This is a genomic window from Rufibacter sediminis (assembly GCF_014269285.1).
GTDB lineage: Bacteria > Bacteroidota > Bacteroidia > Cytophagales > Hymenobacteraceae > Nibribacter > Nibribacter sediminis.
Map to the genome: position 1 here is coordinate 22,439 of NZ_JACOAF010000020.1, position 12,997 is coordinate 35,435.

Here is a 12,997-nt window from a genome sequence, read left to right on the forward strand (position 1 = left end):
GGCAACCCTGCCGGGTTTTTACGTATAGCCCACATACAACAACGCTATTGACAACACCTAATATACCTCTGTGCTATGCAAGACAAGGAAGAAGAAAGAAGCTTAATTAACGTAGAAGCTCGCCTTAAAAAAGAAGGATACACCCAAGATTTCAGAGTAAGCGAAGACAACCGTCTTCAGACTTTGACAGGAGACAAAACCTACAGTGTAGAGGAGGTGCAGATTGTGGACTTCTTCCGGTTTGAAGGAGAAACCAACCCAGACGACATGTCTATTCTCTACGCCATTGAATGCACTGACGGAACGAGAGGCACCATCTCCAACTCGTACGGACCGTACGCCGACCAGAACATAGATGCCTTTCTCAAAGAGGTGGAAGACAAAGGCAAGAACCTGGACAAATCAGATAAATAAGCACCTTTCCCCACAAAGAAAAAGCGGCCGAATTACTCTTCGGCCGCTTTTTCTTTGTCTTCTCCGTTCGTGGCATTCTGCGGGAGCGGCAGCTTTTCTTCCTCCTGTTCCGCCTCCTGGCCCCCAATGGAAGCCGTAAGTTTCGGTAAAGCTTCTTTGAGTTCGATGGAAAGATCCTTGCCGCCTTTCACCCCGAAGTTGAGCGTGGTAATAGGGAACGGAATCTCTATTTTATGCTGGTCAAAGGCTTTCTTGATCTTGATAATGGCGTTGCTCTTGGCGTAGACAAAATCGGTCTGCCGCTTGTAGCTGATCCAGTAGCGCACCAGGAAATTGATGCTGCTATCCCCGAACTCCTCGTAGACCACCTCCACTTCTTTGCCTGAGATCATGTTGGGGATGTCCACCATGGCGTCTTTCACCACCTGCTGCACCCGCTCCAGGTCCTCGGCGTAGGAAACCCCCACTTTCAGGTCAATGCGCCGGATACCGTAATGCGAGAAGTTGGTCAACGCCGATTCAAACACTTTGCGGTTAGGCACTTTCACCAGCTCGCCGGTCTGCCTTCTTATGTCCACGGTGCGCAGGTTGATGCGCTCAATGGTCCCGAAATGCTCGTTGGTTTCAATCACGTCGCCCACCACAAACGGCTTCCGGAACGCGATGATCACCCCGGAGATGAAGTTGGCGGCAATGTCCTGAAACGCGAAACCCAACGCCAACCCGATGATACCGGCACCCGCCAGCAACGTGGTCACCGTCTTATCCAGTTTCAGGATGCTGAGGGTGAAGAAAATGCCCAGCGTCATGATGGTCACGTACACCGTGGTGCCTACCAGGTTGTTGAGGGCGCTGCTGTGCGTGAACCGGATGAGCAGTTTGTCTGAGGTTCGCCGGAGAATGCGGGCGGCGAAGAAGGTGAGCACCAGCACCAATAGGGCTAGAAACAAATTGGGGAGCATGAGCACAATCTGCTTCAGCCAAATCTCCAGCTTGCGCCAGAGGAGTTGAAACGCTTCGTTGATTTCGGTCACGGGTAAGGGGATAAAATGACACTGCGCCTTTGGTGTACAGGGCCTCGGGCGCTAATTTCCATCATACGCAAACGGAGGCAATCTAGCTACAGAAAGTAACCGAACCTGACTACCCCCACACTTTGGTGCCTTCTGAGCAGTTGCGGCACATCTCTATCTGGCTGCGCCCCTGCAGCAGAGAACCCCTGAACTTGCGGTAAGCATCGCTTTTCCAGAGCTGCTGGAAGCTTTGCTGCTGCAGGTCTCCCAGCCGGTAATGGGCGTCTTTGTCAAAACAGCAGGGCACCACCTTGCCGTCCCAGGTGATCACGCAGGAATGCCACATCTTCCAGCAGCCGTCTATCAGTTTGTTTTTAAGCGAGTACGTGCCGTTGGGCTGCGCCTGGTACCTGGAATAATAGTCAATGGTGGGGATGAGGGGCGAGCCTTGCGCATAGTCATAGATCTGGGCCGTCTTGAACCAGACATCATCCACGCCAAGTTCTTTGGCCAGTTGCCTGGCTTCGTCTATCTGGTGCTCGTTGGGCCGCACCACCAGAAACTGGAAAATAAGGTACGGGGTCTTGGACTTCAGCTCGCGTTTGTACTTCACCAGCCGCTTGGTGCCTTCCAGTACTTTGTTTAGCTGGCCGCCCACGCGGTACTGCTGGTACACGTCCTGCGTGGTGCCATCCAGGGAAATGATCAAGCGGTCCAGGCCAGACTCTACCGTTTTGCGGGCGTTTTCCTCGGTGAGATAATGGGCGTTGGTGGAAGTGGCGGTGTAAAGGCCTTTGCCGGAGGCGTATTTCACCAAATCCAGGAACGAGCGGTGCAGGTACGGTTCTCCCTGAAAGTAAAAGAGCAGATACAGCAACCGGCCCTGCAACTGGTCAATGGTCTGCTTGAACAAATCATCTGACAGCATACCCGTGGGCCGGGTGAAGGATCGGAGGCCGCTGGGGCACTCGGGGCAGCGCAGGTTGCAGGAGGTGGTGGGCTCAAAGGAGATGCTCACGGGGCTTCCCCAGTGGCGGGGCTTCTTGGTAAGGCGGGCCAAAGCGTAACTGCTCACCACCTGCAGCACGTTCCAGGCGCGGCGCGGCGTCAGTTTAGACGCAAAATTCAATCCATCCTGAAAGGTGCCTCGGTTCAATGCTTTCTATCGTATAAAAACAGGTGCCCTCCTGTACGGCTGGCACCTGTTTCTGTTTTAAACCTGTTTCGAGCTTGTTTAAATTTGGGATTGGTAAGCGAAAATGGCGAGAGTAAGGTTCTGAGAAAGCGATTTTAGAGCCTCGTAGCAGCGCTACGAAGGCGATAAAAGGGCGAACTCAGGTTCTTGCTATGGCCATTTGCAGCACCAAAGACAAATTTCAAACATGCTCTTAAGGCAAAAGTACGCAAAAAACGCTACTTCCGGGACGAGTTCCGGTATTGATCAATGGCTGCGGCGGTCTCACGGGCCCCTTCTGCGTGTCCAGGCCTACGGGCGTTGGTATTAATAAGGATACCATCTGGCGAGATCATGAAATACGCCGGGAAAGATTTCACGTCGTAGTCCTTCAGGATCTGCGCCGAGAGGTCTGGCGCGTAGAGATGGATGCCCGGCAGTTTCTTCTGCGCGATGTTCTGTTTCCAGGTGTTCAGGTCCTCGCCTACGGTTACCTGCAACAGTACGATGTCTTTGGCCGCCAACTGCTCGGCGAAATATTTATAAGCCTGCTGGTCAACGGTGCAGATACCGCAGTGCGTGCGCCAGAAGCCCAAGTACACAATCTTGTTTTTGAAATCACTCAGAGACACACTGTCTCCTTTTGCTGACAACAACGTGAACGCGGGCGCGGTGGAGCCCAAACCTACTCTTCTGAATTGCTTGTACTGGTCGTTGACGAACGAGATGAAATTGGCGTCTTTGGCTTCCTTTTTAAAATCCTGGTACATGGCATCGGCATCGGGTACGTACCCAAACCGGAACGACTGGGAAAGGATACGGGCCAGCATCATGTCGCGGGCGGTGCCCTGCAGCTCTTTTTTGGCTAAGCCATACAGGGTAGGGTAGTAGTCGCGCTCCATGTTGCTGGGTTGCTGCTGCAGCGCCCGGAACTGGAAATAGTTGTTCAGAAAATCAAGGTAGGCCTGGTTCCGGAGTGCACCCGGCATGTTGAGGTTAACCTGCTTCAGGAAATCATAGTAGTTTGCGGAGAGCTGGGGCGGCAAGTCACCCACTCGTTTCCGGACATCTACGTAGGTCAACCGATCGTTGGCGTAGCCAAACTCAATCTGCGCCTGGGCATAGGCCTTGAACGCGTCAGACACTTTGGTCTTTTTCAGGAATTTCTCTAGAAAAGCAAGCTGGTCTTCCTTCCGTTCCTCCAGGAACAGCAGGAATTCCTTTTCCCGTTTGTGGATATTGTCGGGCAGCACCTGGTAATCTTCTTCCTCTTCAAACTCGCGCTCAAACTGCAAGAGGTAGTTGTTCTCATTGACTCCCTGGCCCTTCATTTTCACGCTGGAGATGAAATCATCGGCCTCGGCGCGTACCTCCAGGTTGTCACCGGGCTGCAGAAACAGCATGATGGACTCGGGGCCGTGCACCAATTCGCCCAGCATGGGCTCGTTGACGGGCGCTTTGAGGGTGAATTCGCCGGTCTTAGACAACGCCACCGTGTGCGATTCACCGGAGTAAGAAGCCGGCACGGTATAGAGTTCCAGCAGAATACTGTCACTCACCGGGTTGTTGATCTTGCCGCTGATGGTGACCGTTGCCTGCGCCCAGGAAGCAGAAAAAGTACTAACGCACAGCGCCAGACTTAAAACTAAAGAAGTTGCAAATCTTTTGACGGGGAAAGACATCTTGAATAACAATAGAAAAGTATAAGATCTAGGGTTCAGTAATGGCTTTCTAACGACAGCTGCTATAAAAATAGTTCAAAGTACCCGCTTATCCAAACAAACCACTGAACACTTCCTCCAATCTGCTGGCTGCATGAATCCTTATATTGAACCGGCTCAAATCTACCCCCTTTTTATTATATTTCGAGATAAAGATATCCTGAAAACCCAATTTCTCTGCCTCAGAGATGCGCTGCTCAATGCGGTGCACCGCGCGTACCTCGCCTCCCAAGCCTACCTCGGCGGCAAAACAGGTGGTATGCGGAATAGCCACATCTTCAAACGAGGACAACAGCGCAGCACAGATGGCCAGGTCCAGCGCCGGGTCTTCTACTTTCAAGCCGCCGGCGATGTTCAGGAACACGTCCTGCATGCCCAGCTTAAAGCCACCGCGCTTCTCCAGCACCGCCAGCAGCATGTTCAGGCGTTTGGCATCATAGCCGGTGGTGCTGCGCTGCGGCGTGCCGTACGTGGCGGGCGTGACCAGGCTCTGCACCTCAATCAAAAGAGGACGGTTGCCTTCCATGGTGCCGCCAATAGTAATGCCGCTGAATGCCTCATCGCGCTGCGAAATCAGGATCTCAGACGGGTTGCTCACCTCGCGCAGGCCCGTGCCCAGCATCTCGTAAATCCCCAACTCAGACGTGCTCCCGAAGCGGTTTTTGGTGGTGCGCAGGATGCGGTAGGTCATGTGGCGGTCGCCCTCAAACTGCAGCACAGTATCTACCATGTGCTCCAGGATCTTGGGCCCGGCCAGATTGCCTTCTTTGGTGATGTGCCCGATCAAGAACACCGGCGTGCCGCTCTCCTTCGCAAATTTGAGCAGCTCGGCGGTACACTCGCGCACCTGGGCCACGCTGCCCGCGCCGCTCTCAATAAAGGAGGAATGCAGCGTCTGGATGGAGTCAATGATGAGGACATCGGGCTGGAGTTGCTCAATCTGCTTGAAGATGTTCTGGGTGCCGGTCTCGGTGAGGATGAAACAGTTGGGGTGCTTGGCGCCCAGCCGCTCGGCCCGCATCTTGATCTGCTGCTCGCTTTCCTCGCCGGAGATGTAGAGCACGCGCTGGCTGCGCAGGCTCAACGCGATCTGCAGCATTAGCGTGGATTTGCCAATGCCGGGTTCGCCCCCGATCAACACCATGGAGCCAGGCACGATGCCGCCGCCCAGCACGCGATTCAGCTCGGCGTCCTCGGTTTCAATGCGAGCTTGCTCAGAATACGTGATCTCCCCGATGGGCTTGGGTTTGCTGGCGACCTGCTGGCTGCTGGTGCCCACTTTCCAGGCGGTGGTAGGTGTCACGTCCTCGCGGGCCACCACTTCCTCTACGTAGGTGTTCCACTCGCCGCAGGCCGGGCACCGGCCTATCCATTTAGCCGACTGCGCCCCGCAGCTCTGGCAGAAATATGCTGTTTTGATTTTAGCCATAAGAATGATTTTCCGCGCCACGAAAAAAGTGAAGGTAAGGATTCGGCGGCAGATTCAGCGGATACAGAGAGAACAAATCTACGGTATAAATACTCCCGTTTTAACCCTGATTTTCTAAAAAAAGGTCAAAAACAGACGCCGGGCTTTTCTCTACGTCAGCCATTTAGGCGCGGTTTCCGTTCATAGATTTCCAGTTAAGTACAAGACCATGAAGAAGATAAAAAACCGCCTAGCCAGTGTACTCTTTGCCCTCGCCGCTTTTTACATGACCAGTTGCCAGACCACTGCTCCCGTGGGTCCAGACGCATCAGCGAATGCTACTGTCACCGATGAAAACGCCGTCATGGATACCCTCGTGCGGTATTCGCCCCAGCGGGTGGATGTGCGGGGCACCATCACCCAACGGGAGTACAACCAGGGCCAGATGCTGATTCTGGTGGAGGGAATCACGGACCAGAACACCCGGTTCAGCCGGGCGGTGGTGCTGGTGACGCCTATCACCCAGATTGTGGGCCTGAACGGAAGAACCATCAGTTTAAGCGAGTTGCAGAACGGGCAGCAGGTGGCTATTATGTTCCGGGGCCGCTACCGCGAGTCGGTCTCCGGTTTTTCGGCGCAAGCCGTGGCCCGCAAGATGTGGATTGAACCGCTGGGCGGCTACTAACATCGGCGGCAGCCTGACTTCGGGAATTACTTCTGAAGGATGACCTGGCATTTACCGCGGCATCTTTGTGCATAAACCATAGGTGCACGCGCAGTTATGCCCTGATTATGAGCCTTTTTTTGTAAATTGCCGCCAAATCAGGTTTGGCTTTGGCTTCTTCTATGTCGCGCTTTTTTCTTCGTTCGGCTCTGGCTCTTGGCGGGCTGCTCTTCATGTTTCAGGTGGCGGCTACCGCGCAGGCGGGGAAACCCATCAAAATCGCTGATCTGGAGGTGCAGGTAGCGGGTAAGGGGCAACCGGCCACGCAATTTGAGTATGCGTTTCAGGCCGGCGATGTACTGGTTCTGGACCTGGACAACAAAACCAAGACCAGCTACACCGTTACCGTTCAGGAGTATTTCTCTAAATCGCCGCTCTACAGCACCCAGGAAACCAAGAAACTGAACAACCTGCGCCTGACGGTCCCGCAGAAATCGGTGTACATTCTCACGTTCCAGAGTTTATCGGAGACCAGCACCCGAAGCCATTTCACGCTCACCCGCATCCCTAAAAGCGAGGCCACGCAGAATTTCAGCACGCTGGTGGCCTGGCGCACCGTGCAAGACACCACCTGGACCACCGCCACCGAGAAAGTGCTGGTGAAGAACGACCTGAAACCCGAGACAGTGGTGGACAAAACCTTTCGGCTGGCCTCGCTCACCAACCTCACCAGCAACAACCGCAGCACCGAACGCTTCAAACTGCCGGCCGGCACCAAGCATTGGGTGTATTGGGTAGGCGTGGGGCAGGAATCGGTGCAGGCGCTGCAGGAAACGGGCAAGACGCTGGCCAAAGGCGCCACGGCGCTGCTGACGGGTAGTAATCCGCTGGTGGCGTTTGGGTTGGGTTTGCTGCCGCAATTGCCGCAGGTAAAATCCAGCGGTTACATCAGCTATTACCTGTTCAATAAAAACCAAGCGTACCTATTCCGGGAAGACGAAGACGGCTGGAAACCTTACGGCGTGGCCCGCGGCAAAGATGTTCTGTCTGATTACGGCAAAGTGCTGGCGAGCCAGACTCCCAAAACCGATGACGGCTTTCTGTACCTGGGCTTCGAGAACCCCAGCACCATCACCGGCCTGGACCTTACCCTGAAAGTGGTGGCCTTCGTGGACAATCCTGTGTACCAGACCCGTACCGTGCGAAAACCCGCCAAAATCACCACTCGCCGCGAGCCCCTGCTGGCCGCCGAGTAATTCCGTTTTAAGCCTGTATTTTCAGAAACAGGCCAAAACCAGAAGTCGTATCTTTGCGGGAGCTTCGGCCTAAACCCGGGCACCTTCGTTTATGAGCCTCGCACTTCCCGCCCCTTTCCAGACCCGCATGCAGACGCAGTTGGGCGCTGCCTATCCGGCCTTTGCCGATGCCCTGGCGCAGCCTTCGCCCACCAGCATCCGGGTAAACCGCGCGAAGATGGCCCTGCCCACCCATCTGCCCAAAGTGCCCTGGACCGAAACTGGATTTTACCTATCGGCTAGGCCGAGTTTTACCCTGGACCCCATGTTTCACGGCGGCGGGTATTACGTGCAGGAGGCCAGTTCCATGTTTCTGGAGCAGGCCCTGCGGCAAAGCGTGGATCTGAGCGAACCGCTGGCCGTGCTGGATCTGTGCGGCGCGCCCGGCGGAAAATCGACGCACATCGCCTCGCTGCTTTCCCCGGAAAGCCTGCTGGTAGCCAACGAGGTCATCAAACCCCGGGCCAACATCCTGGCCGAGAACATCCAGAAGTGGGGCTCCGGCAACGTAGTGGTGACGAACAACGACCCCAGCCACATCGGGCAGCTGACCGGCTTTTTCGATGTGCTAGTGGTAGACGCGCCTTGCTCCGGCGAGGGCATGTTCCGGAAAGACCCCGATGCCATGAACGAGTGGTCGGAGGCCAACGTGAAGCTCTGCTCTGAGCGCCAGCGCCGCATTCTCATGGATGTCTGGGACGCGCTCAAGCCCGGCGGCGTGCTCATCTACAGCACCTGCACCTACAACCTGGAGGAAAACGAGGAAAACTTGGCCTGGCTGGCACAGCAGCAGGACGCCGAGACCATCGGCTTAGAACTTTCTCCCGACTGGGGCGTGACCCCAACCGAACTGGAAGGCATGCACGGCTACCGCTTCTATCCGCACCAAACGCAGGGCGAAGGCTTCTTTCTGGCTGCCGTCCGCAAAACCGACGGGGAAGAGGCGCGCACGTTCAAGAAAAGCAAGCGCCCGTTTCTGGTGCTGGCCTCCAAGCAGGAAAAGAGTTTAGTGCAGGATTGGCTAAACGAGCCCCAAAACTGGGAACTGGTGAAGCACAAGGAAGTATTACGCGCCCTTCCCAAAGCCTGGATGCTGGAACTGGAGCAACTCTACGAGAACCTGCGCGTGGTCTACGGCGGCATTGAACTGGCCGAGGTCATGAAGAACAACGCCAAACCCCTGCCTGCCCTGGCCCTTTCCCAACACCTTTCCGCCGATGCTTTCCCCCGCGCCGAGGTCGATTTTCCCACTGCCCTCAAGTTCCTCCACCGCGAGGACATTGATTTGGAGAACTCGGCCAACGGCTGGGTACTGGTGCAGTTCAACGGCGTACCGCTGGGCTGGGGCAAGAAACTCCAGAACCGCGTCAACAACCACTATCCCAAAGAATGGCGCATCCGGATGAGCCTGGACGAAGCGTTAAAACCGGAGAATGTGGCAGGTTTGTTTACGCTGGGGAAGAGTGCCAAGTAGCAAGATTTCCCATTCCGTTTTGGGCCTGTTCTGATGAAAACAGGCCTAAATAGAAGTCTCAGCCATTTGCAAACTTGCTATGGCGCACAAGTAACTTCCGCGGTTTACAATGGAAAGTGCTTTGGTTAAATATTACAGCGCACCCTCTATGAACAACTATTTTCAGAAAGTAACTTTGACTGCAATCCTGTCTCTAGTTGCACTATGCATTTCGTGTGAACCAAGGAAGCAGAAAGATGTTGCTATAGAAAAATCTACTGTTCTGAAACCTATTTCTACGGACTCCACCCAACAGAATAGGCAAGGTACTTCAGATACCATCTATTCAAGCGAGACAGTCAAAATCCTCGGAGATACTACTTCTGCCAAACATAAGATTGACTATGCTTATGTGAAGTTTGAGCCTTTCATAGGCTTTTCTGACTTCAAAGTAGATGCCGTTTATGAAGGGAAACATGTACCACTTGACTACAAGAGCAACCCTATCGCAAAGGAATTCAAGACCATAATCACCGAGACCTACAACAAAGAAGGCGTAAATTTTGGAGGTCACTATACCTTTGTCAAGTGGGGCTGTGGTTCCGCCTGTCAGTCAAGCGCCATTGTAGACGTGAGAACAGGGAAAGTATATGAAGGACCTGGTGCTGCTCAAGGCTATAGCTTCGAAAAAGACAGCCGTATGCTACTTGTAAATCCGCCTGAGGACAATGGTTTCTTCGCTGATTGTGCCTATTGTCATCCGGAAATATACATCTGGAACGAACAAACAAAGGCTTTCGAACAAAGACTGCCCATCCTTGATTGACGGATATGTTCAGCAAAGGCGCTCCCATTCTGGCGCGAGTCTCCAGACTCGTGCCTACGGATAATGGGTAGTCTCCAGACTACCCTCGCTGCCCGGCAGCGAAAGGTTCATTTCCGATCCTTTTTGGCTCAAATTTACTTCCGTGCCCTCTGAGTTATACCAATTCATACACGTTCAAGAAATAACAGGTGGTTCCCGGCGAGTCTGGAGACTCGCTTCATCCTTTGGCACGAGACTGGAGTCTCGCGCCAGTCCTTCTCCGGAAACTAGCGGTCACAAAAAAACAGGAAGGTCTCTGCTGTTAATTACTGGCAGAGACCTTCCTGTTTTAGGGCCGTTTTCTTGAAAGTAGCCTCAAATCATCATTTAAATTCAGAAGCTGGACTCTAGCGTTTAAAGTCTAAGTTCTAACATCATGCTACTTGATACATGCTACTTGATACCAAAAAAACCTATTCCACGTACAGCACCAGGCCTTTCAGGTACTCGCCTTCAGGGTGGAAGATGCTGACGGGGTGGTCGGCGGGTTGCGAGAGGTGGTGCATGACTTTCACGTTACGCCCGGCTTCAATGGCGGCGGCCATGACGGTGCTCTGGAACAGGTATTTGTCTACCACGCCGGAACAGGAGAAGGTGAACAGGATGCCGCCGGGCTTAATTTTCTGGATGGCCTCGGCGTTCAGGCGTTTGTAGCCCATGAGCGCGTTGTGGCGCACTTTCTGGCTTTTTGCGAAGGCGGGCGGGTCCAGCACAATGAGGTCGTACTGGTTTTCGCGGCCTTTCATGAAGTCAAACGTATCGGCGGCGTAAGCTTCGTGGCGGTCCTTGCCGTTGTTGAGGGCCGCGTTCTGGTCCGTCAGGTCGATGGCTTTTTTGGAGACATCCACGGAGTGCACGGCGGTAGCGCCGGCGTTGAGGGCGTAGATGGAAAATCCGCCGGTATAGCAGAAGGTGTTGAGCACCGACTTTCCTTTGGAATAATGGGCCAGCAGTTGGCGGTTCTCGCGCTGGTCAATGAAAAAGCCGGTCTTCTGGCCGGTTACCCAATCTACTAGGAACTTGTTGCCGTTCTCGGTGACCACGTGCGGCGTGGATGTTTCCCCAATAAGATAACCGTTCTGGCCTTGCTCGGGGCCTTTGCCCGGTAAAGTCTCGGCGCTTTTATCGTAAACGGCAGTGAGTTTTCCGTCATAGACTTCCATGAGCGCCTGCGCGATGTGTTGTCGCACGTGGAACATGCCTACGTTGTGGGCCTGCAGCACGGCGGTATTGCCGTACACGTCTATGATGAGGCCGGGCAGGTTATCGCCCTCGGCGAAGACCAGGCGGTACACATCGGTGTCCGGGGTGTCCAGGAAGCCCTGCTCGCGGCGGTAGTCTACGGCCCGCTGAACGCGGCTTTTCCAGAAGGCGTAATCGGGTTCCACTTCCTCAAACGAGAAGATGCGCACGGCAATGGAACCCGGTTGATAGTGCCCGATGCCCAGAAACTCGCGGCGGTTGGTGTACACGGCCACAATATCGCCTTCCTGCACATCGCCTTCCACCTTTTTGATGGCTCCCGAGAAAACCCAGGGGTGAAAACGTCGCAGGGAATGTTCTTTGCCGGCGTGCAGGAGGATAGAAGGAAGATTTGCCATAAGAAAAGGGACACCGCACAAAGGCGTCCGTTTTAGAGTTGTTTTTGCAAAAATCGGTAAAAAATCCGGCTTTGCGGTGCCCTACTAGTTGGTTCTTCGTAAACTCGCGGTCAGACCGATCTCCCGTATGCCTGATTCCCGCTTGCCCATCATTGACCTGCACTGTGACCTTACCGGCTACCTCGCCTATATTCCGGGGGCCACCGCCCTGGACGCAGACATCATCGGGTGCGCCATTCCACATTTGCAGGCGGGCCGTGTCACCTTGCAGACCATGGCCTTTTTCACGCCCACCGAGCCCGGAAGCGCCGCTTTCACCTTACAGCAGGCCCGTTTATTTCAGGAAAATCTACTGCGCAACGATGACGTTTTTGCCCCTGTTTCTTTAAAAGACCTCCAAAACCAGGTGCTGCACGGCGAGAAGATAACCATTGTGGCGGCCATTGAGAATGCCTCGGGCTTGTGCGAGGAAGATGAGCCGCTGGATCTGGCTTTCGCGCGGCTGGAGGAAATTACGCAATTGGCGGGGCCGCTGCTGTACATTGGGTTTACCCACGCCGATGAAAACCGGTTCAGCGGCGGCAACTTCACGCTGGGCATCGGTCTGAAACCCGATGGCGAGGAACTACTGCGTTATCTCAGCGGCAAGCGCATCGCTCTGGATCTGGCCCACACCTCAGACGCCGCCGCCTATGACATGCTGCATTTCATAGACCAATACGGGCTGGATATTCCTGTCATTGCGAGTCATTCCAACTTCCGGGCGGTGTATGGCCAGGCCCGCAACCTGCCGCGAGAGTTAGTGCAGGAAGTGGTGCGGCGCGAAGGGCTCATTGGGATCAATTTCCTGAAGAAGTTTGTAGACCCGGACCAGCCTGAGACGCTGCTGGAGCACATCCGGTACGGCCTGGAGCACGCGTCCAACGCGCTATGTTTCGGGGCCGATTTCTTTCAGGAATCCGGCATGATGGCAGGCGGTGAATCGTACTTCCACCCACAGCACCGCAACGCGGCACAGTATCCGGTTATTTTACAGGAGTTAGCTCAACAGTTTTCCGCCGCTGAATTGGCCGCATTGAGTCATCAGAACGCCCTTAAGTTTCTGCAGCGGCTTTGGCTTTAAGGGAATTTCATTTTCCTGATGAAAAGAATTTAACGGTGGCTGCAGCCGCGGCTTGCCGAACGTTTCTGCCCACACCCAACTCAATCATGCCCACCGGGAGATTTGCGGCACTTATCTCTAAGATTTCGCGTTACACAGCCAGAGAAACTTGGGCCCTGAACGCGCCATGGGAGAACCGTGGCCGAGTTTCCCGTGAAATAAATAGCCGCGTTTTGAAACTCTTTTCCCTAAAACAAGCCTTAAACGCACAGGAACAAATGCGCCGG

At 54.4% G+C, this 12,997-nt stretch carries 11 protein-coding genes; 6 read left to right on the forward strand and 5 right to left on the reverse strand.

Annotated elements, in window-relative coordinates:
* Positions 1-75 precede the first annotated feature (75 nt).
* Positions 76-414 (forward strand): hypothetical protein, encoded by a 339-nt coding sequence (locus H7U12_RS06810; protein WP_186634971.1) that lies wholly within the window; start codon positions 76-78, stop codon positions 412-414.
* A gap of 32 nt (positions 415-446) precedes the next feature.
* On the opposite strand, the gene H7U12_RS06815 is transcribed toward H7U12_RS06810, so the two are convergent.
* The 4 genes from H7U12_RS06815 to radA form a co-directional block, all read right to left on the reverse strand.
* Entirely contained in the window at positions 447-1,448 is a 1,002-nt protein-coding gene (locus H7U12_RS06815) for a mechanosensitive ion channel family protein (protein WP_186634974.1), read from the reverse strand.
* Positions 1,449-1,557: 109 nt separating this feature from the next.
* Positions 1,558-2,583, reverse strand: coding sequence for a radical SAM/SPASM domain-containing protein (locus tag H7U12_RS06820; RefSeq protein WP_186634978.1), 1,026 nt, complete (start codon positions 2,581-2,583; stop codon positions 1,558-1,560).
* Positions 2,584-2,840: 257 nt separating this feature from the next.
* A complete protein-coding gene (locus tag H7U12_RS06825; protein WP_186634981.1) occupies positions 2,841-4,283 on the reverse strand; it encodes a peroxiredoxin family protein in 1,443 nt (480 codons plus the stop codon).
* Between the two features lie 88 nt (positions 4,284-4,371).
* Positions 4,372-5,751, reverse strand: a complete 1,380-nt coding sequence (gene radA, locus H7U12_RS06830) for a DNA repair protein RadA (RefSeq protein ID WP_186634984.1) — start codon at positions 5,749-5,751, stop codon at positions 4,372-4,374.
* A 208-nt stretch (positions 5,752-5,959) separates the two neighbouring features.
* On the opposite strand from radA, the gene H7U12_RS06835 reads away from it, so the two are divergent.
* The 4 genes from H7U12_RS06835 (at position 5,960) to H7U12_RS06850 (ending at position 9,968) form a co-directional block, all read left to right on the forward strand.
* Positions 5,960-6,415 (forward strand): hypothetical protein, encoded by a 456-nt coding sequence (locus H7U12_RS06835; protein ID WP_186634987.1) that lies wholly within the window; start codon positions 5,960-5,962, stop codon positions 6,413-6,415.
* Positions 6,416-6,576: 161 nt separating this feature from the next.
* Positions 6,577-7,650 (forward strand): hypothetical protein, encoded by a 1,074-nt coding sequence (locus H7U12_RS06840; RefSeq protein WP_186634990.1) that lies wholly within the window; start codon positions 6,577-6,579, stop codon positions 7,648-7,650.
* Positions 7,651-7,741: 91 nt separating this feature from the next.
* Positions 7,742-9,163 carry a methyltransferase RsmF C-terminal domain-like protein gene (locus tag H7U12_RS06845; RefSeq protein ID WP_186634993.1) on the forward strand — a complete coding sequence of 474 codons (1,422 nt, stop codon included), beginning with the start codon at positions 7,742-7,744 and terminating at the stop codon, positions 9,161-9,163.
* 148 nt (positions 9,164-9,311) lie between these two features.
* Positions 9,312-9,968 (forward strand): hypothetical protein, encoded by a 657-nt coding sequence (locus H7U12_RS06850; protein ID WP_186634996.1) that lies wholly within the window; start codon positions 9,312-9,314, stop codon positions 9,966-9,968.
* Positions 9,969-10,420: 452 nt separating this feature from the next.
* Here the strand turns inward: H7U12_RS06850 and H7U12_RS06855 are convergent, their stop codons facing one another.
* Positions 10,421-11,608, reverse strand: coding sequence for a class I SAM-dependent rRNA methyltransferase (locus H7U12_RS06855; RefSeq protein WP_186634999.1), 1,188 nt, complete (start codon positions 11,606-11,608; stop codon positions 10,421-10,423).
* A 127-nt stretch (positions 11,609-11,735) separates the two neighbouring features.
* Here H7U12_RS06855 and H7U12_RS06860 point away from each other — a divergent pair, with 127 nt between their 5' ends.
* Positions 11,736-12,731 carry a dipeptidase gene (locus tag H7U12_RS06860; protein ID WP_186635003.1) on the forward strand — a complete coding sequence of 332 codons (996 nt, stop codon included), beginning with the start codon at positions 11,736-11,738 and terminating at the stop codon, positions 12,729-12,731.
* Positions 12,732-12,997: the final 266 nt, after the last annotated feature.